This window comes from Actinoplanes sp. CA-030573 (assembly GCF_050951115.1).
Taxonomy (GTDB): domain Bacteria; phylum Actinomycetota; class Actinomycetes; order Mycobacteriales; family Micromonosporaceae; genus Actinoplanes.
In genome coordinates this window covers 9,053,500-9,078,192 of the sequence record NZ_CP192038.1, presented here as the reverse complement: position 1 = coordinate 9,078,192, position 24,693 = coordinate 9,053,500, and the positions used below count along the sequence as shown (strand labels likewise).

At 70.6% G+C, this 24,693-nt stretch carries 23 protein-coding genes; 13 read left to right on the top strand and 10 right to left on the bottom strand.

The genetic code is table 11. The annotated features are described in order from the left end of the window. Window positions 1–750: 750 nt before the first annotated feature. From ACQP2F_RS41945 to ACQP2F_RS41930, 4 genes are read right to left on the bottom strand one after another with little or no spacing between them, the layout of a single operon-like run. On the bottom strand, window positions 751–1,647 hold the full coding sequence (locus ACQP2F_RS41945; protein ID WP_433297821.1) for an ABC transporter permease: 897 nt from the start codon (window positions 1,645–1,647) through the stop codon (window positions 751–753). Next, window positions 1,637–2,413, bottom strand: a complete 777-nt coding sequence (locus ACQP2F_RS41940) for an ABC transporter ATP-binding protein (RefSeq protein WP_433297819.1) — start codon at window positions 2,411–2,413, stop codon at window positions 1,637–1,639. Before ACQP2F_RS41940 ends, ACQP2F_RS41945 begins: the two co-directional genes overlap by 11 nt. A gap of 14 nt (window positions 2,414–2,427) precedes the next feature. After that, window positions 2,428–3,504, bottom strand: coding sequence for an ABC transporter substrate-binding protein (locus tag ACQP2F_RS41935; protein ID WP_433297816.1), 1,077 nt, complete (start codon window positions 3,502–3,504; stop codon window positions 2,428–2,430). 14 nt (window positions 3,505–3,518) lie between these two features. Next, window positions 3,519–3,926 (bottom strand): RrF2 family transcriptional regulator, encoded by a 408-nt coding sequence (locus ACQP2F_RS41930; RefSeq protein ID WP_433297814.1) that lies wholly within the window; start codon window positions 3,924–3,926, stop codon window positions 3,519–3,521. A gap of 145 nt (window positions 3,927–4,071) precedes the next feature. On the opposite strand from ACQP2F_RS41930, the gene ACQP2F_RS41925 reads away from it, so the two are divergent. The 6 genes from ACQP2F_RS41925 (at window position 4,072) to ACQP2F_RS41900 (ending at window position 9,881) form a co-directional block, all read left to right on the top strand. Continuing rightward, window positions 4,072–5,379 carry a M16 family metallopeptidase gene (locus tag ACQP2F_RS41925; RefSeq protein ID WP_433297812.1) on the top strand — a complete coding sequence of 436 codons (1,308 nt, stop codon included), beginning with the start codon at window positions 4,072–4,074 and terminating at the stop codon, window positions 5,377–5,379. Continuing rightward, window positions 5,376–6,695 (top strand): M16 family metallopeptidase, encoded by a 1,320-nt coding sequence (locus ACQP2F_RS41920; RefSeq protein WP_433297809.1) that lies wholly within the window; start codon window positions 5,376–5,378, stop codon window positions 6,693–6,695. Before ACQP2F_RS41925 ends, ACQP2F_RS41920 begins: the two co-directional genes overlap by 4 nt. Beyond that, a complete protein-coding gene (gene nudC, locus ACQP2F_RS41915; protein WP_433297807.1) occupies window positions 6,692–7,642 on the top strand; it encodes an NAD(+) diphosphatase in 951 nt (316 codons plus the stop codon). Before ACQP2F_RS41920 ends, nudC begins: the two co-directional genes overlap by 4 nt. Window positions 7,643–7,744: 102 nt before the next feature. Further along, on the top strand, window positions 7,745–8,638 hold the full coding sequence (locus ACQP2F_RS41910) for a phytanoyl-CoA dioxygenase family protein (protein WP_433297805.1): 894 nt from the start codon (window positions 7,745–7,747) through the stop codon (window positions 8,636–8,638). Between the two features lie 20 nt (window positions 8,639–8,658). Then, window positions 8,659–9,135, top strand: a complete 477-nt coding sequence (locus tag ACQP2F_RS41905) for a hypothetical protein (protein WP_433297802.1) — start codon at window positions 8,659–8,661, stop codon at window positions 9,133–9,135. After that, window positions 9,132–9,881 (top strand): hypothetical protein, encoded by a 750-nt coding sequence (locus ACQP2F_RS41900; protein ID WP_433297800.1) that lies wholly within the window; start codon window positions 9,132–9,134, stop codon window positions 9,879–9,881. The genes ACQP2F_RS41905 and ACQP2F_RS41900 overlap by 4 nt, the downstream gene beginning before the upstream one ends. 3 nt (window positions 9,882–9,884) lie before the next feature. Here ACQP2F_RS41900 and ACQP2F_RS41895 read toward each other — a convergent pair whose 3' ends face one another. Next, window positions 9,885–10,127, bottom strand: a complete 243-nt coding sequence (locus tag ACQP2F_RS41895) for a mycoredoxin (protein WP_433297798.1) — start codon at window positions 10,125–10,127, stop codon at window positions 9,885–9,887. Window positions 10,128–10,208: 81 nt separating this feature from the next. On the opposite strand from ACQP2F_RS41895, the gene ACQP2F_RS41890 reads away from it, so the two are divergent. The 3 genes from ACQP2F_RS41890 (at window position 10,209) to ACQP2F_RS41880 (ending at window position 13,299) form a co-directional block, all read left to right on the top strand. Next, window positions 10,209–12,398: an ATP-dependent DNA helicase UvrD2 gene (locus ACQP2F_RS41890; RefSeq protein ID WP_433297796.1), complete on the top strand. Its 2,190-nt coding sequence runs from the start codon at window positions 10,209–10,211 to the stop codon at window positions 12,396–12,398. Between the two features lie 81 nt (window positions 12,399–12,479). Next, window positions 12,480–12,794, top strand: coding sequence for a hypothetical protein (locus ACQP2F_RS41885; protein WP_433297793.1), 315 nt, complete (start codon window positions 12,480–12,482; stop codon window positions 12,792–12,794). A gap of 142 nt (window positions 12,795–12,936) precedes the next feature. Continuing rightward, the gene (locus ACQP2F_RS41880) at window positions 12,937–13,299 is read left to right on the top strand and encodes a WhiB family transcriptional regulator (RefSeq protein ID WP_433297790.1); all 363 of its coding nucleotides are present in this window, start codon (window positions 12,937–12,939) and stop codon (window positions 13,297–13,299) included. Window positions 13,300–13,675: 376 nt separating this feature from the next. Here the strand turns inward: ACQP2F_RS41880 and ACQP2F_RS41875 are convergent, their stop codons facing one another. From ACQP2F_RS41875 to ACQP2F_RS41860, 4 genes are all read right to left on the bottom strand, one after another. Next, window positions 13,676–14,941 (bottom strand): M18 family aminopeptidase, encoded by a 1,266-nt coding sequence (locus ACQP2F_RS41875; protein ID WP_433297788.1) that lies wholly within the window; start codon window positions 14,939–14,941, stop codon window positions 13,676–13,678. 13 nt (window positions 14,942–14,954) lie between these two features. Further along, entirely contained in the window at window positions 14,955–16,304 is a 1,350-nt protein-coding gene (locus ACQP2F_RS41870) for an ABC1 kinase family protein (RefSeq protein WP_433297786.1), read from the bottom strand. Window positions 16,305–16,631: 327 nt separating this feature from the next. Then, on the bottom strand, window positions 16,632–16,793 hold the full coding sequence (locus ACQP2F_RS41865) for a DUF5679 domain-containing protein (protein ID WP_015625326.1): 162 nt from the start codon (window positions 16,791–16,793) through the stop codon (window positions 16,632–16,634). A gap of 129 nt (window positions 16,794–16,922) precedes the next feature. Beyond that, complete coding sequence (locus ACQP2F_RS41860; protein ID WP_433297781.1) at window positions 16,923–17,159, bottom strand: hypothetical protein; 237 nt, start codon at window positions 17,157–17,159, stop codon at window positions 16,923–16,925. 80 nt (window positions 17,160–17,239) lie between these two features. On the opposite strand from ACQP2F_RS41860, the gene ACQP2F_RS41855 reads away from it, so the two are divergent. Next, window positions 17,240–17,773 carry a M48 metallopeptidase family protein gene (locus tag ACQP2F_RS41855; protein ID WP_433297779.1) on the top strand — a complete coding sequence of 178 codons (534 nt, stop codon included), beginning with the start codon at window positions 17,240–17,242 and terminating at the stop codon, window positions 17,771–17,773. 803 nt (window positions 17,774–18,576) lie between these two features. After that, window positions 18,577–19,176: a hypothetical protein gene (locus ACQP2F_RS41850; RefSeq protein ID WP_433297776.1), complete on the top strand. Its 600-nt coding sequence runs from the start codon at window positions 18,577–18,579 to the stop codon at window positions 19,174–19,176. 5 nt (window positions 19,177–19,181) lie between these two features. On the opposite strand, the gene ACQP2F_RS41845 is transcribed toward ACQP2F_RS41850, so the two are convergent. Further along, the gene (locus tag ACQP2F_RS41845; protein WP_433297773.1) at window positions 19,182–20,450 is read right to left on the bottom strand and encodes a zinc-dependent metalloprotease; all 1,269 of its coding nucleotides are present in this window, start codon (window positions 20,448–20,450) and stop codon (window positions 19,182–19,184) included. Window positions 20,451–20,563: 113 nt separating this feature from the next. Between ACQP2F_RS41845 and ACQP2F_RS41840 the strand changes: the two genes are divergently transcribed. Both ACQP2F_RS41840 and ACQP2F_RS41835 read left to right on the top strand, forming a co-directional pair. Continuing rightward, entirely contained in the window at window positions 20,564–21,589 is a 1,026-nt protein-coding gene (locus tag ACQP2F_RS41840; RefSeq protein WP_433297771.1) for a YlbL family protein, read from the top strand. Window positions 21,590–21,672: 83 nt separating this feature from the next. Then, the gene (locus ACQP2F_RS41835; RefSeq protein ID WP_433297769.1) at window positions 21,673–24,663 is read left to right on the top strand and encodes a UPF0182 family membrane protein; all 2,991 of its coding nucleotides are present in this window, start codon (window positions 21,673–21,675) and stop codon (window positions 24,661–24,663) included. The last annotated feature ends 30 nt before the right edge of the window (window positions 24,664–24,693 follow it).

The window sequence follows — 24,693 nt, the reverse complement described above, 5'->3', positions numbered from 1 at the left end:
CCGGCGCGGCCCCCGGAGCGTGGGCCTGCGTCGCGTTGCCGCCGATTCGTCGCCCTGGGTTGGCGCCCCCGGTCCGCGGACGTCACCTGGCGTAGTCCAAAATGCCGTGCCCCCCTCAGATCTTGAAGAATTCGTGCGGCCGGGGCGCACTTTCTCTACAAGATCTGAGGTGGGTGATCGCGCCGGGGCGGAAGCCGGTCGCGTTCGGTGATTTGCGGCCGTTCGCCCCGCCCAGCGGGACCACCGGCGGCGGTGGGTGGCGGCAGTGAGCCCGGCCAGGCAGCGGCCCCTGCCATGGCCGCCCACCGCAGTTCCCGCCCAGGGTGAGTGGCAGCAGTGAGCCCGGCCAGGCAGCGCCCCCTGCCATGGCCGCCTACCGCAGTTCCCGCCCGGGGTGAGTGGCAGCAGTGAGCCCGGCCAGGCAGCGCCCCCTGCCATGGCCGCCTACCGCAATTCCCGCCCGGGGTGGGTGGCGGCAGTGAGCCCGGCCAGGCAGCGCCCGTGCCAGGGCCGTCCCCGGCCCCCGGGCCAGCGGCGGCACCAAGCGCGCCCATGCAGCGCCCTACGCCAACCCGGCGAAGATCAGCGCGCGGCTACTGGTCGTACCGCGGGCCACCCCCACCCTCTTCTGGGTGGGGCCGACCCCCGCCATTCTCCCGAAAATCCCGCAAGGTCACGCGAATGCCCTACGCAACCTGTGGACAGCCGCGTGTCGTGGATGATCAGCAACTGATCGGCGCCGACATAGCCCTAGCTGCCGGTCAGCCCCCACCGCTTGCGCAGGGCGTTGTCGGCCATGTTGAACAGCATGTCGATCAGGATGCCGATCACCAGGACGACGATGATGTAGCAGATCACCAGGCTCGAGTCGGAGAAGTCGCGGGCCTGCTGCATGCGTACGCCGATGGAGAGCGCCCCCGGCACGATGACCAGCAGCTCGCCCGCCATCAGGCTTCGCCAGGAGAAGGCCCACCCCTGCTTGAGCCCGGAGATGAACGACGGCAGCGACGCCGGCAGGATCAGGTGGCGGTACTTGGCGATGCCCTTCATGCCCAGCACCTGCCCGACCCGCAGCCACGTGCGCGGCACGTAGTCGATGCCGCTGATCAGGCCGTTCGCCACCGACGGCGCGGCGCCGATGACGACCACGAACATGATCGCGCTTTCGCTGATCTGGAAGAGCAGGATCGCGAGGGGGAACCACATGATCGACGGCATCGTCTGGAGGCCGGTGATCAGCGAGCCGATGGCCGCCCGCAGGGGCGCGAACCGGGAGACGGCCGCGCCGACCACGGTGCCGATCAGCACCGCCAGCGCGAAGCCGGTGAGCGCCCGGGTCAGGGTGAGCCGGACGCCGTCCCAGAAGCCGCCGTCGGTCAGCACGCCGCCCAGGTCGCCGAAGACCGTGCCGGGGCCGGGCAGCACGTAGTCCGGCTTCCACTTGGACCACACGACGATCTGCCAGACGAGCACGACGATCGCGATGGCCAGCAGCTTGGGCCAGGTGTTGCGCCAGATCCGTTTGCCCAGGGTGCCCCGGTCGGTCCTGGGGGCGAGCTCGAGCGCGTCCAGCCCGGTGACCCGGTCGGCCGCGCCGTCCGCGGGGCGGGCCGGGCCGGTCTGGGTCGGTACGGTCTCAGTTGGCATGGCGGGCGACCTCCGCGCGGAGCCGGTCGGTGATCTCGGCGGCCTGCCCGGCCACCTCGGGTGAGTCGATGCGCCGGGGGCGCTCGTGCTTGATCGCGTAGTCCTCGATCACCCGGCCGGGCCGGCTGCTCAGCAGGACCACGCGGTCGCCGAGGCGCACCGCCTCACGCACGTTGTGGGTCACGAACAGGACGGTGAGCTCCTGCTCGCGCCAGATCCGCTCGAGCTCGTCGTGCAGGATGTCGCGGGTCATCGCGTCGAGCGCGCCGAACGGCTCGTCCATCAGCAGGATGTCGGCGTTCTGCGCCAGGGCGCGGGCGAGGGCCACGCGCTGGCGCATGCCGCCGGAGAGCTCGTGCGGCCGCTTGTGGTCGAAGCCGCGCAGCCGCACGATGTCGAGCAGCTCCTCCGCGCGCTTGCGGCGCTCGGCCTTGCCGACGCCCTGCAGCCGCAGCGGCAGCTCGACGTTGCCGGACACCGAGAGCCAGGGGAAGAGCGCGGCCTCCTGGAACATCAGCGAGACGTGCCGGCCGCCGATGTCGAGGGTGCCGCCGCTGATCTGGTCGAGCCCGGCCACCAGCGAGAGCAGGGTGCTCTTGCCGCAGCCGGAGGCGCCCAGCAGGCAGACGAACTCGCCCTGCCGGACCGTCAGCGAGACGTTGTCGAGCGCCAGCAGCGCGCTGCTGCCCGACCCGTACTGCTTGGAGACGTTCTCGAGGCGGACGACCGCATCGGTACGGACGTCGGTCTGTTCCAGGAGGCTCATGGTCATTCCTCGTCTCAGGCCGCGGCGTCGCTCACCTCGGGCTGACCGGCCGCCTTGAGCAGCTCGTTCAGCGGGCCGAGGTCGTAGATGCCCTTGAGGTCGACCGGCTTGAGCAGGCCGACGTCCTGCGCGTGCTGCGCGCTGGTGAACAGGGAGGAGGCGATCGGGTCGGCGGTGAAGTTCAGGTTCTTGAACGACGCGGCTAGCACGTTGTCCTTGAGCGGCTTGCCGGAGAGCGCCTTGATCTGGTCGTTGGCCGCCTTCTGCGCGCCCGCGTTGTCGCTCTTGATGTAGTCGAGCGTCTTGAGGTGGCCCTGGAGGAGCTTCTTCACCGTGCCCGGGTACTTCTTCAGGAAGTCCTGAGAGACGATCAGGTGGGTGGTGACGAACTGGCCGCCCGGCCACAGGTCCTTCTCGTTGACCAGGACCTTGCCGCCGGACTCGAGCTGCAGCCGGCTGAAGAACGGCTCGGGCACCCAGGCGCCGTCGATCGCGCCCTGGGCGAAGGCCTGCAGCGTGGTCGCGTTGTCCTGGGGGAGGACCGAGACGTCGCCGCCGCCCTGGGCATCGGCGTTGAGGCCGTTCTCCTTGAGGTAGTTGCGCAGCGCGACATCCTGCGTGTTGCCCAGCTGCGGCGTGGCGAGCTTCTTGCCCTTGAGGTCGGCCGCGGTGTTGATGCCGGGCTTGACCACGAGGCCGGCGCCGCCCGAGGTGCTGCCCGCGATGATCTTCAGGGCCTGGCCCTTCGACTTCGACCAGGCGTTGATGGCCGGGTTCGGGCCGATGTAGGTGGCGTCGACCGCGCCGGAGAGCAGCGCCTCGATCGCGGCCGGGCCGGCGTTGAAGGTCTTGGCCTCGAGCTTGGTGCTGCCCAGCGCATCCTGGAAGAAGTTCTTGTTGACGCCGATGAGCGCCGGCGCGTGGGTGATGTTGGGGAAGTAGCCGAGCTTGAGGGTCGTCGCCTCGGCCGCGTTCCCGCCCGAGGCGGCGGCGGTGTCCTTGTCGTCGTCACCCCCGCAGGCGGTGAGGGCGGTCGCGGTTATCAGGGCGGTGGCGGCGAGGGCAAGCGCACGTACGGTGCGGGAGCTCATGCTCACTCCTATTTCTATTGGCTGGGTAACGGGGAGAGTTCGGCCAGGGTCTTGTGGTCGACGACGCCCTCGATGGCCTCCTCGACGGCGACCCACACGTCGCGCAGCCCGGTGGCGGCGCCGTGGTAGGTCGTGGTGCTGGTGGGCAGCCCGCGGACCGTGGTGAGCGCGCCGCCCACGGCCCGGACCACGTCGCCCACCGTGATCTTGTCGGCCGGGCGGGCGAGGGCGTAGCCGCCGTCGACGCCGCGGTGACTGTGCAGCAGGCCGGCGCGGCGCAGGTCGAGCAGGATCCCCTGGAGAAAGCTGAGCGGGATGTCCTGGGCCGCGGCCAGGCCGGCCGCCTTGACCAGGTGCGGCTGCTCGGCCGTGATGGCCAGCATCGCCCGTACGGCGTAGTCGGTGCGCGCCGAGACGTACATCCGAAACCCTGCTTTCTCTATCTGATGCATGGGAATAATGGACGAGGTGGGAAAGGGACGTCAAGCCGCGACCGCATGGCGGGACCCGGATCCTCCGGTGACCTGCCGTGGCGCAGGTGAACACGCAGCGCGCTAATGTCAGTCCGTGGCGCGCAGAAGCAAGATCCCGGCAACGAAGTACCCGGTCGAGCGATTCACCCTGGACAACGGGCTGCGGGTGGTTCTCACGCCCGACCGCAGCGCGCCGGTGGTGGGCGTCGCGGTCGTCTACGACGTCGGCATCCGCTCCGAGCCGGAGGGCCGCACGGGGTTCGCCCACCTCTTCGAGCACCTGATGTTCCAGGGCTCGGAAAACCTGGAGAAGCTCGCCCACTTCCGGCACGTGCAGGGCGCGGGGGGCACCTTCAACGGCTCGACCCACCTCGACTACACCGACTACTTCGAGGTGCTGCCGGCCGGCGCCCTCGAGCGGGCGCTCTTCCTCGAGGCCGACCGGATGCGCGGCCCCCGCCTCACCGAGGAGAACCTGCTCAACCAGATCGACGTGGTCAAGGAGGAGATCCGGGTCAACGTCCTGAACCGGCCGTACGGCGGCTTCCCGTGGCTGAAGCTGCCACCGGTGATGTTCTCGACGTTCCCCAACGCGCACGACGGCTACGGCTCGTTCGGCGACCTCGACGCGGCCACCGTCGACGACGCGGTCGCCTTCTTCGACCGCTACTACGCCAGCGGCAACGCGACGCTGGCCGTCGCCGGCGACTTCGACGTGGCCGAGGCGACCGCGATGATCCGGCGGCACTTCGGTGACGTGCCGGCCCGGCCCGCGCCCCCGCTGCCCGACTTCGACGAGCCCGCCCTCGACGGCGAGCGGCGCGACGTCTACACCGACCGGCTCGCCCCGCTGCCCGGCGTCGCGTGCGCCTGGCGCGTGCCGGACCCGATCGCGTCCTTCGACGACTACCTGCCGTACGTGGTGCTGGCCGAGGTGCTCACCGACGGCGAGGCGTCCCGGCTGGTCGAGCGCCTGGTGCAGCGCGACCGCACGGTCACCAGCATCGGCGGCTACATCGGGTTCATGGGCGACGAGTTCCAGGTGCGCAACCCGACCGCGCTGCTCCTGCAGGCGCACATGCCGCCCGGCGGCGACGCCGAGAAGGTGCTGCGCACCGCCGACGAGGAGCTCGACCGGCTGGTCCACGACGGGCTGGCGCCGGGCGAGCTCGAGCGGGTCCAGGCCCGCATCGCCACCCACCTGCTGCGCGACACCGACGCCGTGCTCGGCCGGGCGCTGCCGATGGCCGTGCTCGAGCTCCAGCGCGGCCGTCCGGAGCTGCTCAACGAGCTGCCCAAGCTCGTCGGCGAGGTGACCGAGGCGCAGATCGTCGCCGCCGCGGCCACCCTCCGCCCCGATTCCCGTGCCGTCGTCGAGGTCCACCCGGGAGTTACCGCATGAGTGCCAAGACCCTGCCCGACCTCGTGCCGGACGCCAAGCTCAAACTGCCCCGCCAGGCCGAGCGGACGCTGCCGGGCGGCCTCACCGTGATCGCGATCCGGCGCTCCTCGGTGCCGCTGGTCGAGCTGCGGCTGCGCGTGCCGTTCAGCAAGGCCCCGCTGCCCCGCGCCACCCTGCTCTCCCAGGCGCTGTTCACCGGCACCGGCACGATGTCGAGCGTCGACATCGCGGCCGAGCTGCAGGCCGTCGGCGGCGGGCTCTCGGCCGGCCTCGATCCCGACCGGCTGCTGGTCACCGGCAACGCGCTGGCGAGCGGGCTGGACCGGATGCTGGAGATCCTGGCCGCGGTGCTGACCGATCCGGCGTATCCGAACGCCGAGGTCGCCACCGAGCGGGACCGCCTGGTCGACCACATCAACGTGGCGCTCAGCCAGCCGGCGCACATCGCGCGCACGGCGCTGCTCAAGCGGATGTACGGCAAGCACCCGTACGCGGTGCAGACCCCCGAGCCCGAGCAGGTCCGCGCCGTACGCCCGGCCCAGCTCCGCGGCCTGCACGCCGACCGGGTCCGCCCCGACGGCGCGGTGCTGGTGCTGGTCGGCGACATCAACCCGGAGAAGGCGATCGACGCCGCCGAGAAGGCGCTCGGCAGCTGGACCGGCCCCGGCCGCGACGAGACCCTGCCCGAGACACCGCCGCTCGAGCCCGGTCCGCTGCTGCTGGTGGACCGGCCCGGCTCGGTGCAGTCGTCGCTGCGGATGGCGCTGCCGGCGGTGCCCCGCACCGACCCGCAGTACGCGGCCCTCCAGCTCGCCAACATGATCTTCGGCGGCTACTTCTCCTCCCGCTGGGTCGAGAACCTGCGCGAGGACAAGGGCTACACCTACGGCCCGCACACCGGCATCGAGCACTACCTGGCCGGCTCGGCGCTGTTGGTCGCGGCCGAGGTCGCGACCGAGGTGACCGGCCCGTCCCTGCTCGAGACCCTCTACGAGCTGGGCCGCATCGCGAGCCTGCCGCCGTCCGAGGACGAGCTCGAGCAGGCCCGGCGGTACGCGCTGGGCACCCTGCGGCTCGGCATGTCGACCCAGGCCGGGCTGGCCGGGCTGGCCAGCATGTACGCGAGCTTCGGCCTGCGCCTCGAGCACCTGCGCGAGCACTCGGCGGCGCTGGCCACGGCGACCCTGGACGACGTGGCCGAGGTCGCCGCCCGCTTCCTGGCGCCGACCCGGGCGGTCACCGTCGTGCTCGGCGACGCGGAGAAGGTGGAGGCTCCGCTCGCCGCCCTCACCCAGGTCGTGCGCGGCGCCGCGTGAGCACTCCCGAGTTTCCCCTCACCCCGCCGCTGGCCCGCACCACGCTCGACCGCTCGGGGCTGCGCCGCCGCGACGAGGCGTGGCTGGCCGAGGCTTGGGCCCGCGGCCTCGTGCTGGTCGTCGACCCGCGCGGCCGGGCCCTGGTCGAGGACCGTCCGGACGGCAGCGCCGGGCTGGTGCTGGTGTCCCCGGCCGACGCGCCGGCCGACGCCGAGCACTGGTTCCTGGGCGTCGACCCCGAGGGCACCCCGCTGTGGGCGGTCGCGGCGCCGCTGCCCGAGGCCGAGGGCGCCCGGGTGGCGAGCCTGCGCGACATCGGCCACCTGCTCGACGACCGGGACGCGGGCCTGTTCACCACGGCCGCCGCGCTCGCCAACTGGCACGCCAGTCACGGCTTCTCGCCGCGTACCGGGCTGGCCACCACGGCGGTCGAGGCCGGCTGGGTCCGGCGCGACGCCGACGGCAACGACATGTGGCCGCGCACCGACCCGGCGATGATCGTCCTGGTGCACGACGGCGTCGCCGGTCCCGAGGGCCGCTGCCTGCTCGGCCACAACGCCACCTGGCCGGTCACCGACGGCGTGACCCGCTTCTCCTGCCTGGCCGGTTACATCGAGCCCGGCGAGTCGGCCGAGGCCGCGGTGCTGCGCGAGGTGGGCGAGGAGGTGGGCATCCCGCTCACCAGCCTGACGTACGCGGGAAGCCAGTCCTGGCCGTTCCCGGGCTCGCTGATGCTCGGCTTCCACGCGACCGCCGACCCCGGCGCCGAGCTCCGCCTCGACCCCGAGGAGATCGACGAGGCGCGCTGGTTCACCCGGGACGACATCGCCAAGATGATCGCCGGCGACTTCGTGCACCCGGAGACCGGCGTCCGGATGAGCCTGCCGATGCGGTCCTCGATCGCGTTCTACCTCATCGAGACGTGGCTGGGCGGTTTCGCCCGATAACGGATCGATCTTTGTCGAAGCAGAAAAGTTTTTCGCTTCACCGGTAACCAAAACGGGCTCCTGCCGCGTCTCGAACTACAAAGACCGAGAGGTGGATTTTCGATGACGCAGGTGGAGGCGCCCGCCTGGGCGCCCATGACGGACGACGAGCGTGCCCAGTTCGACCGGGACGGCATTCTCGTCATCCCCGGCGTGCTCAACGCGAGCGAGATCGAGGTCGGGCGCAACGCGATCCAGGCCGCTTACGAGCGGGCCCAGGAGCCCGGTGGCCACGGTCTGAACGCGACCGGCGCCCTGCACCAGCTGTCCGCGGTGACGTCCGTCCCCGAGCTGGCCTACCTGATCGACCACCCCATCGCGTTCAAGTACATCTGGTCGCTGCTGGGGTGGAACATTCACATCTACCACTCCCACGTGGACGTGCACCCGCAGATCCACGAGCAGCAGAAGCAATGGTGGCACTGGCACCAGGACGGTGGCCGGCAGAACCGGGAGATCGAGACCGACCCGCGCCCGATGTTCTCGGTGAAGCTGGCGTTCTGGTTCTCCGACGTCAGCGAGACCGGTCGCGGCAACTTCACGGTCATCCCCGGCAGCCACAAGACCAACTGGCTGCCCGGCCCGCCGAGCCGCGGCGTCCCGTGGCCGGAGCCCGAGGGCGCGACCCAGATCACCGCGAACCCCGGCGACCTGGTCGTCTTCGACCGTCGCATCTGGCACGCGCGGTCGGACAACTACTCGACGTACACCCGCATGGGCGCGTTCTTCGGGTACACGTACCGCTGGATCGCCGGTCGCGACGACGTTGCGCACCTGCCCGGCGAGCCGTGGTTCGACAAGCTCAACCCGGTGCAGAAGCAGCTGCTCGGCCACTGCCCCGACGGCGACGGCTCCGGCGACCACGCCTGGGGTCACTACCCGGAGACCACGCCGCTCTACGGTGCGCTCGAGGAGCGGGGCCTGCTCGACTCGAGCATTCCGGCTCTCATCCCGTAACGACCGGTTAGAGTCCGCATGTGGGGCAAACCGGGACATTAGACAAGGCTGCGACCGCGGCCGGACGGCTCATCCTCGAAGCACTCGGGGAGGAGTACCCGGCCCGGTCGCTGTCTCGTCTCAGCGACTCGCCACGTGCCGTCCGGCTGCTGCGCGAGCTGTTCACGGTGGCGGTCCGTCGTAGCTTCGTCGGCCGTGATCCGAGGGACGTCACCCGTTACGTGCGCGACCTGCTGGAGTACCGGTCGCTCCCGTCCGGCGGCGAGCTGGCGCGCGAGGCCGAGGCGCTGATCCGGGCCGCGATCGGCGAGCCGGAGCTCGCACACGGGCTGGCCGACCTGCGCCGCTTCGAGCTGATCTGCCACGTCGTGGGCGACCTGGCCCGGCCGCCGGGCATCCCCGCGGCCGATTTGCTGGCCCTGATCGACCAGGCCGAGCAGCGGGTGGCCCGGTTCGACCGCCCGCGCAACCGGGTCGTCGGCCGGAGGGCGACGTGAAGAAGAGCCGCCGCCGCTCCCACCGCGAGGGACAGCTGGCGGCGTCGACGGCCTCAAGCGCTTCGGGCGCCTCGACCGCCTCGACCGCCTCGACCGCTTCGGGGGCCTCGCCGACCTTGGGCTCGCCGGCTTCGGCGGCTTCGGGCTCGCCGGCTTCGGGGGCTTCGGCGGCCTCGCCTGCTTCGGCGACCGAGGCCCGGTCACGCCGGCGGTGGCACCACCAACCCGAGCCGCCGACAGCCGCCGAGCCGGAGCCCGAGGCGCCGCCCGCGACGAGCCCGCTCTCCGGACAACTTCCGCCCGGCGAGGCCCGCGCCGCCGGGGCCGTCGCCACCGAGGCCGGCCGCTACCTGCTGCGGGCCGCACGCGATGAAGCCCCGGCCCGGTTCGGGTCCCCGGACGGCGAGATCGACGAGTCGGCACGCCGAGTCTGGGAGATCGCTTTCGGTCTGGTCGTGCGCCGCCGCTTCGAGGCCGACGCCGCCCTGGCCGAGATCAGCCGAACCGTGGCGGCGGCCGTGCACGAACACGCCGTCGCGGGGCTGCCGTTGCTCGACGCCGAGATGCTGGTGCGCGCGGCGCTCGGCGAGAGCGTGCCGACGGGCGACATCGACGGGGGCGTGCTTCTCGGCGTACACCTGCTGCTGTTTGCTTCTCTCGCGGACGAGCTCGCGCTGGGTGACGCCGAGCTGACCGCGATCATTGCCGAGGCAGAAGAAAAGGCCGCGACATTCGTCGCGGCCTGACAATCAGGCGGCCAGCTTCGCCAGGTGCTCCTTGACCTCGACGATCGACGGATTGGTCAGCGCCGAGCCGTCGTCGAAGCGCAGGGTCGGAACCGTGCGGTTGCCGCCGTTCACGCTCTGCACGAACTCGGCGGCCGCCTCGTCCTGCTCGATGTCGACGACGTCGTAGGCGATGCCCGCGCGATCGAGCTGCGACTTGAGCCGGTGGCAGTAGCCGCACCAGGACGTCGAATACATGGTCAACATCGGTCAGGATCCCTTCGGATGGGTCACATGGCACTCCGCCTTCCGGCACAACGTCGGACCCGAGTGCCATGATTCCCTGTTGTGCGGACTGATGCGGTGCTGGCCGGGCTCGACCCCGAGCAACGGACGGCGGTGACCGCGCCCGCCGGCCCGGTCTGCATCCTGGCCGGCGCCGGCACCGGTAAGACCAGAGCGATTACCCACCGGATCGCGTATCGAACGCTCACCGGCGAGGTCAGTCCCCGGCACATCCTCGCCGTCACGTTCACGGCGCGGGCCGCCGCCGAGATGAGGGCAAGGCTGGGCGCGCTCGGCGCGGCGGGGGTGCAGGCCCGCACCTTCCACGCGGCCGCCCTGCGCCAGGTCCGCTACTTCGCGCCCCGGCTGCTCGAAGGCCGGGCGATGCCCGAGCTGCTGGAGTCGAAGGCCCGCCTGGTCGGCCTGGCCGCGGCCCGGGCCGGTGTACGGGCCGACCGCACCGGCGCCCGCGACCTGGCGAGCGAGATCGAGTGGGCGAAGTCGTCGCTGGTCGAGCCGGGGGAGTACGCGGTGGCGGCGACCAAGGCGCTGCGCGAGCCCCCGCACGAGCCGGCCAAGGTCGCCGAGGTCTTCGCCGCCTACGAGACGCTCAAGCGCCGCCAGGGCGTGATCGACTTCGAGGACATGCTGCGGGCCGCGGTCTGGGGCATCGAGGAGCACCCGGACGTGGCGGAGGAGATCCGCAACCAGTACCGGCACTTCGTCGTCGACGAGTACCAGGACGTGAACCCGCTCCAGCAGCGGCTGCTCGAGGCCTGGCTGGGCGGGCGGGACGACCTCACGGTGGTCGGCGACGCGAGTCAGACGATCTACTCGTTCACGGGCGCGACCTCGGCGTACCTGATCGACTTCCCGCGGTTGCGGCGCGGCGCGGTGGTGGTCCGGCTGGTCCGCGACTACCGCTCGACCCCGCAGGTGGTGGGCCTGGCCAATGCGGTGATCCGGCAGGCCCGGGGCAACGAGGCGCGGCTGCGGCTGGAGCTGATCGGCCAGCGTCCGCCCGGCGCCGAGCCCGAACTGAAGATCTTCCCGGACGAGGCGGGCGAGGCGGCGGCGGTCGCCCGGCGTTGCCGCGAGCTGATCGCGTCGGGCACCTCGGCGAGCGAGATCGCGGTGCTCTTCCGCACCAACGCGCAATCGGAGACGTACGAGGAGGCGTTGGCCGAGGCCGAGGTGCCGTACGTGGTCCGCGGCGCCGAGCGATTCTTCGAGCGGCCCGAGATCCGGCAGGCGATGATCGCGCTGCGGGCGGCGGTGCGCTCGACGCCGGGCGAGACGCCGTTGGTGACGGCCGTGGTCGACGCGCTGGCGGCCACCGGCTGGTCGCGCGAGCAGCCCCCGCCCGGCGGCGCCGCCCGTGAGCAGTGGGAGGCGCTGGCCGCGCTGGTGACGCTGGCCGAGGAGTACGCGAAGGCGCCGAGCCTGGTGCCGATCGGTGACGCCGGTGCGGTGCAGCGCGACGTCACGCTGTCGGCCTTCAACGACGAGCTGGCGCGCCGGGCCGAACAGCAGCACGCGCCGACGGTCGAAGGTGTGACGCTCGCCTCACTTCACTCGGCCAAGGGCCTCGAATGGGACGCGGTCTTTCTGGTCGGGCTCTCCGACGGGACGCTTCCGACGACGTACGCGAAGACGCCGGCCCAATTGGAGGAGGAGCGCCGCCTGCTCTACGTCGGGGTGACCCGCGCGCGCCAATACCTGTGGCTCTCCTACGGCCAGGCCCGTTCCGCCGGCGGCCGGCCCCGCCGCCCGTGCCGGTTCCTGCCCCAGCTCGAGCGCACGTCGTCCACGGAACGGGCCGGCGGTGACCGGAGTCGGAAACCCGACCGCCGGCGTTCGCAGGTGGCCTCGTGCCGGGTCTGCGGCGCCACCCTGCTGGCCGGCGCCGACCGCAAGCTGGGTCGCTGCCCGACCTGCCCGTCGGACCTCGACGAGGATCTCTACGAGCGCTTCCAGACGTGGCGCGCGCAGACCGCGGCGGAGCTCAAAGTCCCTGCGTACGTGGTGTTCACCGACGCGACGCTGGTGGCCATGGCGGAACGGCGGCCGGGCACGCCGGCGGAGTTGCTGGCGATCGCCGGGATCGGTCCGCGGAAGCTCGGCCAGTACGGCGAGGCGGTCTTCGCTCTGGTCGGCGGCGCGAGCCCCGATGAGGTCCGGTCGGCGGGCTCGTCAAAAACTTTGAAAACTAGTCGGTTAATTCGTTTGCCCTCGCCGTACGGGCAGGCATAGCCTCAGGGCACACCTCGGCGAGCGATCCCGCCCGCCTGGGGAAACACTTCGAGTGCAACGCAAATGGAGGAGGTGGCAACGATGGAGATTTACACGATGACGCAGCGACCGTCGATGCCGCTGAACCCTGCCTGCGCTCTGGTCGAGCCGACCGCCCCGGTGTGGGCTCCGGCTCCGGCTGCTCCGGTGGCTCTCCTGGCCGCCGAGCGGGCTTCGGTTTCGCGGGTGCACCAGGTCCAGATCCAGGCCGAGCTGGCTCAGGCCCTGCCGCTTACCGACGGGATCACTGGCACTACTGGCTCCACCAGCACCACTGGGTTCATGGGCATCAATGTCTCCAAGAAGCGCTACGCGGATGGTGGCAGCGGTGTCCCGCCTCGAGGAAGGCCGGTCTGATAAACCAGACCTCCGGCTCACCTCGAGGCCGCGGAACCCGTACAGGGTCCGCGGCCTAATTTTTTGCCGGCTCACCGGCCGGATGCGTTACCAGCACTGCGATCCAGAAGATCGTCGAAGAAGAGAGAGGTGACCGGGCTTTATGAGTCTGGCGCTGGCCCCGATCGACGGATACGTCGACATCGAGGCAAACCTGCCCTGTCGGAAGTTCGACCCGGACCTTTGGTTCTCGGACTCCCCGGCCCAGCTGGAACTGGCGAAGTCGCTCTGCGGGGACTGCCCGCTGCGCGTCGAGTGCCTGGCCGGCGCGGTCGAGCGGAACGAGCCCTGGGGTGTCTGGGGCGGCGAGATCTTCGAGCGTGGAGCGGTTGTTCCGCGCAAGCGGCCGCGTGGCCGTCCGCGCAAGTCCGATGTGGCGCGCGACGCCGAGCTGGCCGTCGAGGTCGAGGAGCGGCTCGCCGCGAACGGCCTCGAGTCCCGCAACCAGGTCCGCCTGGCGGCCTGACCCCTTTCCCCCCAACCACCCCAAACGAAAGCAGAGACCGAAGATGAGCACGAATGGAGCCACCAAGATGAGACTTCTCCACGAAGCGTTGTCCCGGGCCCGAATGCGTCGGCCTCAGCGTGACTTCACACCTGAGGCGCACCGCCCCGCTCGCCTGGTCGCTATGCAGGCCCACCACCGGGCCTCGCGCGAACTCGGCGGTGGGCGCTACTAAGACCCACTGACAACCTCGTTCCGAGTACGGCAAAGGCCCGTCCGCGTTCGCGCGGGCGGGCCTTTCCCGTGTGGATTCACGGCGCTCGGACTTGTGGACGGCTCACCGGAAATGTCGTAGCCGGGCCGTATGCTCGGCCCCACCCAGTTCCGGGTGGGGAAGCTATACCGCCCGGAAGAAGGCCTCGGCCGCCGTCGACAGCGCCGCCGGGTCGTCGATGTGGCAAAGCTCACGCGCCGAGTGCATCGAAAGCAGCGGGATGCCGACGTCGAGCGTGGGGATGCCGAGCCGGGTCGCGGTCAGCGGTCCGATCGTCGAGCCGCACGGCACCGCGTTGTTCGAGACGAACTCCTGATAAGGCACGTTCGCCGCGGCGCAGGTGCGGGCCCAGAGCGCGGCGCCGACCGCGTCGGTGGTGTAGCGCTGGTTGGCGTTGATCTTCAGGAGCGGCCCGCGGCCGGCCACCGGGCGGTGCGTCGGGTCGTGCTTCTCCGGCCGGTTGGGGTGCACCGAGTGGCCGGCGTCGGCGGAGAGGCACCACGAGCGGGTGATCGCCCGGGCCAGGTCGTCCCGGTCGCCGCCGAGCGCGGCCGTGACCCGCTCGAGCACGTCGGCCAGGAACGGGCCGGACGCGCCCGACCGGCTCTCCGAGCCCAGCTCCTCGTGGTCGAAGGCGGCCAGCACCGCGATCGCATCGCCCGGCTCGCCCCGCAGCAGCGCGGTCAGTCCGGCGTGCACCGAGGACAGGTTGTCCAGGCGGCCGGCGGCGAACAGCCGGTCGCCCGCGCCGAACCGGCGCGGCGCCTGGGTGTCGACCGTCACCACGTCGAGGCCGGCGATCTCCGCGGCCTCGATTCCGGCCACGCCGGCCAGGTGGGCGAGCACATCGTCACCGCCCACCCCGAAGACCGGCTGCACGTCGCGCTGGCGGTCGGGGGCGAACGAGGTGTTGACGTCCCGGTCGAGGTGGATCGCGAGGTGTGGGATGCGGGCGAACGGCCCCGTGCGTACGAGATGAAGGTCGCCGTTCTTGGTCACCAGGCGACCGGCGAACTCCAGCTCGCGGTCGAACCAGGACGCGATGATCGGCCCGCCGTAGATCTCCACGGCCGCCTGGAGCCAGCCGTGCGAGGTGAGCGCGGGGCGGGGCTTGAGCTTGAAGGTCGGCGAGTCGGTGTGGGCGCCGAGGATCCGGTACGGGGTGGCCGCGTCCACCGATGCCGGCAACGCCAGTGCGATCACCGCGCCGTCCCGGACGATCACCAGCCGCGCGCCGGGCCGGATCGCCTCGCGCCAGTCCGCGGCCTCGTCCAGCGTGGTCCAGCCGGCTTCGGTCAGGCGGCGGGCCGTCTCGGCGGCGGCGTGGTACGAGCTGGGCGAGGCCGAGATGAAGCTTCCGAGATCATCGATATGCGCGGTGGCGTCCATGCCCCTTATCGAATCATGGGGCGGCCGGCGCGAATCCCGGCAGCCACTTCTCGACGATCGCGCGATACGGCGCCTCGGCCTCGAGCTGGCACAGCACCCCGATCGAGCCCAGCGTCACCCGGTGGATCAGCAGGTAGGACGGCGGCAGGTTCAGCTTGCGGCTCAGCTGGTAGGCCGGGGAGCGGGGGCTGCCGAGCCGGGTCGCCTCGCCGCGCAGCCAGGCCCGGGTGAACCGGAACTGGTCGGCGGCCAGCGGCTCGATCATCGGGCGCAGGAATGTGAGCACCGCCTCGGCGTCGAGGTCGTCGTCGGGCTTGATGAAGCCCTCCTCGCGCAGCCCGTCCGCGACCCCCTCGGCGTCGCCGTCCAGTGCCAGGCGCACGAGCCGGCCGATCGGCTCCGGGTGGCCGCCGGGCAGCCGGGCCACGGCGCCGAAGTCGATCACGCCGAGCCGGCCGTCGGGCAGGATGCGGAAGTTGCCGGGGTGCGGGTCCGCGTGCAGCAGGCCGGCCCGGGCCGGGGCCGAGAAGTGCAGCGTGGCCATGAGCCGGCCGGCCTCGTCGCGCTCCTCGGGCGTACCGTCGCTGATGACCTTGGAGAGCGGTGTGCCCTCGACCCACTCGGTGACCAGGACGCGGGGCGAGGACGCGATGACCCGGGGCACATAGATCTCGTCGTCGCCGGCGAACGCCTCGGCGAAGGCGGTCTGGGTCTCCGCCTCCATGGCGTAGTCGAGCTCCTCGGTGATCCGCGCCCGGAGCTCGGCCAGCAGCGGCTTGATGTCCATGCCGGGTTGGATGATCTTGAACATGCCGGCCAGCACCGACAGCTGCTTGAGGTCGGCCAGCAACGCCTCGCCGGCGCCCGGATATTGCACCTTGACCGCGACTTCGACGGTCTTGGGCTTGGCGTTCTTGCGCTTGGGCGGCACCTTCCACGACGCCCGGTGCACCTGACCGATGCTGGCGGCGGCGGCCGGGCTGTCGTCGAACTCGGCGAACTTCTCCCGCCAGTCCGCGCCGAGCTGCTCGGCGAGCGTCTTGTGCAGGCTGGCGACCGGCATCGGGGGCGCGGCCTCCTGCAGCTTGGTCAGCGCCTGCCGGTACGGTCCGGCCATCTCCTCGGGCAGGGCCGCCTCGAAGACCGAGAGCGCCTGGCCGAACTTCATGGCCCCGCCCTTGAGCTGGCCGAGGACGCTGAACAGCTGCTCGGCCGTACGCTGCTGGATGTCGGCCGAGATGACGTCGGTGGCGATCCCGACGGCCCGCTTGCCGAAGCCCAGGGCGGTGCGGCCGGCGAAGCCGAGGGGCAGCGCGGCCAGCTTCGCGGTGCGAGAGGCGGCCCGGCGCGGTATGTCGCTCACCAGATCAACGTTACCGACGGATCGTCGCTGAACTGGTCGCGCGCGTCGGGTTCGCGCGATATGTCCGGAAGTTCGCTAGAGCTTTCGCGCCGGCTCCTTGCCGCGCACGCTCATCGGAGCCGGCTGACCGTAACGGGTTGTTACTGGTGAGGTGCGGAGCGGATTGGTTGTCCACAGGCCCTTCGGGCCCGCATACCGCGTTATCCACAGCTATCGGCGAGTTATCCACAGGCCGTCCGTGTTATCCACACTCACTCAACGTGTCGACTCGGACACGGTTACGGGGTAGAGCGGCACGCTCGGCGCCGCTCTACCCGCAAGCGTGAATCAGGCCTTGGCCTTGCCGAGGATCCGGTTCACGGTCGTGCCACAGACCGGGCACTTGCCCTTGGCCATGTTCATGCCCGTCTTCGACACCTCCACGGTGCCCTGGAAGTCGCGCTTCTCCTTGCACTTCACGCAGTAGCCGTTGTACGTGTTGTCGGCCACGGTTCCTCCTCGTCATGTCGTCGGCCGGGTCGGCCCGATGCCTCTCGTGGCGGCGCTGGACCGCTCCGCGGCCACGTGGATGTGGCCTCCGTCAGGGGCGGTCACTACCCAGCTCCGACCATTTCCATGTCAGTGCAGCGTCGGCGGTATCGCCGCCGTCGTGAGTGTGCCGGGAGAAATCGCCCATTTCGCGAAGATGCCCGCCAACACGCCGGGAATTTCCGGCAAAGAGGGCGAAAGGGACGTCTCGGGCGTTGGCGGGACGTTCGAGGAGTGCTGTACGTTGGCGTCTTCGGTCCGATGTTGCGGGCTGGAAAATTTTTTCGGATACACCGGGACGAAGCACACATATCTGGCACGTGTCATCGTGCGTACTCTTGCGGTGACATGGGTCTCACGGATTAGCGTCTCAACGTGAACCCGAATCTGGGCCGCGCGAGCCGGTAATGGCCCGGACGCGTAAGCCTGTCGTCGAAGTGCGGCGCAGCCAGCGCCGGCGCCGGACGGTGTCCGCGTATCGCGACGGAGAGCGCGTGGTCGTGCTCATCCCGGACCGTTTCTCCCGCGCCGAGGAAACCGAGTGGGTCGAGCGGATGCTCGCCCGGTTGGCCGCCCGCGAGGAACGCATCCAGCGCACCGACGACGAGTTGTTGTCCCGGGCCCGCCGCCTGACGGCGCGCTACCTGGCCGATCATGCCGGGCTGGTGGTGCCGGCGAGCGTGCGCTGGGTGACCAACCAGAACGGGCGATGGGGTTCGTGCACCCCCGACGACGGGACGATCCGCATCTCGCACCGCATCCAGGAGATGCCGGACTGGGTCATCGACTACGTGCTGCTGCATGAGCTGGCGCATCTGGTCGTGCCCAGTCACAGCCCGAGTTTCTGGGAGCTGGTGGCGCGGTATCCGAAGTCGGAGCGTGCTCGGGGATATTTGGAGGGGATTTCGGCGGCTACGGGTTTGGTCCTGGCCGACGACTGAGGTGGCGGGGGCTCGCCCCAGCGCGAGCATCACCACGCGCGTCGGCTCTCGTCGCTCGGTATTCGAGCGACCGATTCGGGCGACCGTCCGTAGCTGGCGCGGGGGTTTGTCGCCCGTTCCGACCTTTTTGCGGTGTCGCCGATGGTAAGAAACCGCCGATCTTGATGGTTTCGTGCGAGCTGACGGCATGAAGTCATCAAGGTCTGGGCGGCGTCGAGCGGGCGGACCCCGGTTGGGCCGAGCGAGTGGCGTCGGCTGCTCCGGCGGTGCCGGCGGCCCGGGTGGCTCCGGCCGCCCCTGCAGCCCGGCCGCCCCTGCAGCCCGGGCGCCTCGGCGGCCCGGCGGCCCAGGCGGCCCGGGCGCCTCGGCGGCCCGGCGGCCCAGGCGGCCCAGGCGGCCCAGCCGGCCCGGGGGCCCAGGCCACCAGGGCGGCCCCGCCCCGGCGGCTCCGGCGACCCGTGTGGCTCCGGCCCCGGTGGCTCCGGCGGCCCGGGTAGCTTCGGCCCCGGTGGCTCCGGCGGCCCGGGTGGCTCCGGCCCCAATGGCTCCGGCGGCCCGGGTAGCTCCGGCCTGGGCGGCCACGGCTGCCACATGCGGCCGCCAGCTGAGACCGAAGCGATCCAAACTCGCGATCCCGATCGTGCGCGCTCAGACCCGCAAGCCCAACGCCACACCCCCAACCGCTCTGATCTCGCTCGGCAGGTGGGCAGCGGCCCGCCCGCTAGGGTTGGGCCTGTGGACAACGGCGAGAAATTGTCGGAGGCCGGTGCTTCAATCCTGCCCACCCAGAAGGGGCGGGGGAGGTGGCGGTAAAAAGGCTCGTAGCGGCGATCTTGGTGCCGGTTCGCTGGAGTCCGCCGGGGGTCGACCTCGGGGCGTGGCGCGCGGCGCTTGCTGAGGACGTTGTCGATCTGCTTGCGCGCCTTGCGCAGGCGGAGGCCGCCATCGCGGCCACGGCCGAGGACCGGAAGCTGGCCGAGGAGATCGCCTGGCCGGGGATGCGGATCTATGAGGTGCCGACCGCGAGCTACCTGCCGGTGTTTGCCGCCGCCGCTGAAGATGGGTTCGAGCAGGCCGCTGTGATTGCTGCCGACGTGCCGGACATTCCCGGCATGATCCTGGGGAAGCTGCTGCGGCCGCTGGAGAGCAAGGCGGTGGCGGTGGCCGGTGGCGGGCCGGGCAATGGGCTCATGGGGGTGGCCACGAGCCTGCCGGCGCCGGAGTGGCTGGACGATCACGAGCTCGACACGGCCTCGGCTCAGGTGCTGCGCAGGACGGCGCCGCGACCCGGGGACGTCAGCTCCACGCCCGAGTGGCGGCGCCTGCGGGGGCCGGCCGAGCTTGCGTCGCTCGACCCGGCCCTGGAGGGCTGGGAGAACACCCGAGCCCTCCTGGGCGGCTGAAAGGGCTACTTCTCGTCGGGCTCGGACGGGCCGGGCGAGCCCTCCTCGGGGGCCTGGCCGAGGTAGTCGAGCTCGCTGATGTCCCAATCCAGGCTGCTCTGTGCGAAGGCCCCGGGGTTGGCGAAGTCCTCGTCGGTGGGCAGCAGGTCGGGGTGGCCCCACAGGGCGTCGCGGCCCTGGATGCCGCGGTGCTCGGTGACGGCGGCCCACAGGGCGCCGGCCTCGCGCAGGCGGCGCGGGCGCAGCTCGAGGCCGACCAGGGCGGCGAAGGTCTGCTCGGCCGGGCCGCCGGCGGCGCGGCGGCGGCGGAACGCCTCGGCCAGGGACGCCACGCTGGGCAGACGGTCGCCGGCGGCGGTGTCGACCACGTGACCGACCCAGCCCTCGATCAGGGCCAGCGCGGTCTCCAGCCGGGCTAGCGAGGCCTTCTGCTGCGGCGTGTCCTCCGGCGTGAAGATGCCCTCGAGGGCCATGGCCTGCATCGACTCGGGGTCGGCCGGGTCGACGCGGCTCATCGCCTCCTCGATCGCCTCGCGGTTCACGGTGATGCCGTTCGCGTACGTCTCCACGGCGGTCAGCACGTGCGCGCGCAGCCAGGGGACGTGACCGAAGAGCCGCTGGTGCGCCGCTTCACGGAGAGCGACGTACAGCCGGACCTGGTCCTCGGGAAGCTCGAGGCCCTCGCCGTACGCCTTGATGTTGGCCGGCACCAACGCGGCGGTGCCGCCCGGTCCCAGCGGAAGCCCGATGTCGCCGGCCGAGAGCACCTCGGCCGCGAGCTGGCCGAGCGCCTGGCCGAGCTGACCGCCGAAGAGCGCGCCGCCGAGCGTGGCCACCATCGACTGCATCGGGCCGAGCTGCGCCTTCGCCTCGTCGGGCACCAGGTCGCCCATCGCGCCGACCATGCGGCCGGCGATCGGGTCGCAGAGCTTCTTCCAGACGTCCAGCGTGTTGTAGATCCATTCGTTGCGGTTCCAGGCGGCGGCCACCCGGATGCCGCTGGGCAGCGCCGAGACCGGGTCGAGCCACAGGTCGGCCAGGCGCAACGACTCCTCGACCTGGTGGCGCTCGAACATGTTCACCGCGGGATCGCCGGACGCGGACAGCTGGCTCGCCGCGACCTGCCGGGCCAGGTCCCAGTTCACCGGACCGCTGTCGGAGCCGCCGGCGAACATCCGCTGCAGATCGGACATGAACTGCTGCATCTGCTGCGGGTCGGAGGGGTCGGGCGGCTGGGCGCCCGGCAACGAGAAACCGAACGGGATATCAGGCACGTGTCAACCGTACGCGCGAAACGCCCGCTCCGGACCGATGGCGGTGTCAGCTCAGAGAGAACGGGCGGCAGCAGCTCAGAGAGCACTCAGGGTAGGGCGATAGTCTCACGCGCATGAGACGTCGCGGTGTCACTGTCATCCTCGGCGCCCTGCTCACCGCCCTGCTGGCAGTCGGTGTCATGGCGGCGCCGCTGCCCTACGTCGTGCTGAAGCCGGGACCGACCGTCAACACGCTCGGCTCGAGCGACGGCACCGAGGTGATCCAGGTGACGGATGCCAAGACGTCGACCTCGGCCGGCCAGCTGCGCCTCACCACGGTGAACGTGCAGTCGCAGGTGGAGCTGGTGTGGGCGATCAGCAGCTGGTTCAGCAAGAAGGACGCGGTGGTGCCGCGCGCGCTGATCTACCCGCCCGGCCAGACCGAGAAGCAGGTGGAGCAGCAGAACGCGCAGGAGTGGACCGAGTCGCAGGACAGCGCGGTGACGGTCGCCCTCACGAAGCTCGGTTACCCCATCCAGACGTACGTGAAAAACGTGACCGCCAGGGGTGCGGCGACCGGGGTGCTGCAGGCCGGCGACGTGATCACCGCGATCGACGGCACCAAGGTGACCGATCCCAACAAGCTCACCGGCGTGGTCCGGGCCAAGCCGGCCGGCACCACGTTCACCGTCTCCTACACCCGGGCGGGCAAGCCGGGCAGCGCGCAGATCACGACCAAGGCCGGCGACGACAAGACGCCGCGGCTGGGCGTCGAGATCGCGACGAAGCAGCCGCACCCGTTCACCGTAAAGATCGACCTTGACAAGATCGGCGGACCCAGCGCCGGCCTGATGTTCACGCTCGGGATCATGGACAAGCTCGAGCCGGAGGACCTGACCGGCGGAAAAATCATCGCGGGGACCGGAACCATCGACGACGCCGGCAACGTCGGACCGATCGGCGGCATCCCCCAGAAGCTCGTCGGCGCCAAGGCCGCCGGCGCCCAGATCTTCCTGGTGCCCAAGGACAACTGCGCCGAGGCGCTGAAGAACGCGGTCTCCGGGCTGCCGATGGCCGAGGTGGCCACGGTGGACGACGCCCTGACCGCGCTCAAGACCTTCACGTCCGGCGGTACCCCGAAGCCGTGCTCGGCATCGTGACAGATGTCGTACTGTGAGACACCGGCCGCCCCTCTTGATGTGTGGAGCCCACGTTGGTCATGCGTAACAGCCCTCTACCGAGGATGAGCCGGCGCGGTCGCGTCACGGTCGGTGTCCTGGTCGGGGTCTTCCTTCTCTTCACGCTGCTCGGCTGGGGCATCGACGCGTATACGGACTACCTCTGGTTCAACGAGGTCCATTTCGTCAACGTCTTCTCCGGCGTGCTGCTGACCCGGCTCGTGCTGTTCCTGGTCATCGGCGCGGCGGTCGCTCTGATCATCGGCGGCAACCTCTACCTGGCGTACCGCTTGCGCCCGCTGCTGCGGCCGCACTCGGCCGAGCAGGCCACGCTCGAGCGCTACCGTACGGTCATCGCCCCCCGCCTGGGCACCTGGATCGCCGTGCTCTGCGTGATCATCGGCTTCTTCGCCGGCCTGTCCGCGCAGGGCCAGTGGAAGCAGTGGATGCTCTTCCGCAACTCCCAGCCGTTCCACGTCGACGACCCCCAGTTCAAGGTGGACATCGGCTTCTACATCTTCGACTACCCGTGGTGGCGCTACCTGCTGGGCGTCGGCTTCACCGCCGTGGTGCTGTCGGTGCTCGGCGCGCTCGCCGTCCACTACATCTTCGGCGGCGTACGGCTGCAGGGCGTCGGCGACCGCATGACGACCGCGGCGCGCGCGCACCTCACCACGCTGGTCGCCATCTTCGTGCTGCTCAAGGCCGTGGCCTACGTGCTCGACCGCCGCTCGCTGCTGCTCGAGCAGCACGTCTCCCCGGGGCTGTACGGCGCGGGTTACACCGACGTCAACGCGCTGCTCCCGGCGAAGGAGATCCTCGCGTACATCTCGATCGTGGTGGCGATCGCGATCATCGTGTTCTCCAACGCCGGCATGCGCAACCTGGTCTGGCCCGGCGTCTCGCTAGCGCTGCTGGCCATCTCGGCGGTGGCGATCGGCGGCATCTACCCGCTGGCCGTGCAGAACTTCTCGGTCAAGCCGAGCCTCGCCGACAAGGAAGCGCCCTACATCGAGCGCTCGATCAAGGCGACTCGGGCGGCGTTCGGGCTCGATGCCACGCAAGTCGATCGCTATCCGGCCAACAACGTGGTCCCGCCGTCGGGGCTGGCCGGCGACACCAGCGCGCAGAACGCCCGGCTCGTCGACCCGCAGTTGGTGTCGCAGGCGTTCACGCAGTCGCAGCAGTCCCGGGGCTTCTACGACTTCGGCAAGAAGCTCGACGTCGACCGTTACGGGGTGCCCGACCCGCAGGATCCGAACAAGAACGTCACCGGCGACTACGTGGTCGGCGCCCGCGAGATCAACGACGACAAGCTGACGCCGCAGCAGCGGAACTGGCTCAACCGGCACACCGTCTACACCCACGGCTACGGCCTGGTGGCGGCGCCGGCCAACAAGGTCGTCTGCGGTGGCCTGCCGTTCTTCGTGTCCGGCTTCCTCGGCGACGACCGGCCGCCCGGCTGCTCGTCGCAGACCGAGGAGATCAAGGTCACCCAGCCGCGGATCTACTACGGCGAGCAGTCCACCGAGTACGCGATCGTGGGCCAGACCGACAAGAACAAGCACGTGGAGTTCGACCGTCCGCAGGAGGAGAACAACAACGCGGAGGAGCTCTACACGTACGACGGCAGCGGTGGCGTGCCGATCGGCTCGTTCTTCCGCCGGATGGTCTTCGCGATCAAGCTGACCGAGAGCAACTTCCTGCTGTCCGACGCGGTCAACTCGAACTCGAAGCTCATGTACATCCGCGATCCCCGCTCCCGGGTGGAGAAGGTCGCGCCGTTCCTGACCATCGACGGCGACCCCTACCCGGCGGCGGTCGACGGTCGCATCGTGTGGATCCTGGACGGCTACACGACGGCGAACACCTACCCGTACGCGCAGAAGATCAACCTGGCCAACGAGACGCGCGACGAGCTGACCGGGCAGGGGCAGTTCGCGCTGGCCCGGGACGACGTCAACTACATGCGCAACTCGGTGAAGGCGACCGTCGACGCGTACGACGGGACGGTGAAGCTCTACCAGTTCGACGACCAGGACCCCGTCCTCAAGGCGTGGAACAAGGCGTTCGGCGGCGATCTGATCGTCCCGAAGGCCGACATCCCGCCCTCGCTCGCCGCGCACTTCCGCTACCCGCAGGACCTGTTCAAGGTCCAGCGGAACCTGCTCACCAAGTTCCACGTGACCGAACCGCGGGCGTTCTTCTCCGGCCAGGACTTCTGGCAGGTGCCGAACGCGCCAGACGCGCCGTCGAGCAACCAGAAGCAGCCGCCGTTCTACCTGAACGTCCAGCTGCCCGAGCAGTCCAAGACGCTGTTCCAGCTGACCGCCGGCGTCACACCGTTCAACCGGGAGAACCTCGCGGCGCTGGTGTCCGGTTACTACGACAACAACCAGCCCAAGTTGCAAGTGCTCGAGTTACCGGATCAGACCGTCATCCCCGGCCCGGTCCAGGTCCACCAGAAGATGACCAACAACGCCTCGGTCCGGCAACAGCTCAGCCTGCTGTCGACGAACAACAACCAGGCGCAGGTCCTCTACGGCAACCTCATCTCGCTGCCGGTGGAGAACGGCATCCTGTACGTCGAGCCGGTCTACGTGAAGACCGGAAACCAGGAAACCGCGGCGCCACTGCTGCAGAAGGTCCTGATGTCGTACGGGGATGGCGGCACCTACGTGGTGCTCGCGGACAACCTGAAACAGGGCCTCGACGCCCTGGTCGCCCAGGCCAAACAGACCGGCCCCAACACCGGCGGCACCGGTAACCAGGGTTCGAGCGGAAACCAGGGCTCCAGCGGCAACAACACGCCGCCGGCCACCCTGAACACCGAGCTGGCCCAGGCCGCGGCCGAGGTCGACACGGCGATCGAGAACGTGCGGACCGCCCAGAAGTCGGGCGACTTCGCGAAGTACGGCGAGGCGCTGCAGGCCCTGGACGCGGCGATGGCCAAGTTCCAGGCGGCCCAGCAGGCCGCCGCCGGCAACCCGCCGGCGGGCGCGGCCTCGCCCAGCGCGGGAGCCTCGGCAACGCCGTCGCCGAGCGCCGGAGGCTGACGTGACGCGCGCAACCCGGGGGCCGTTTTG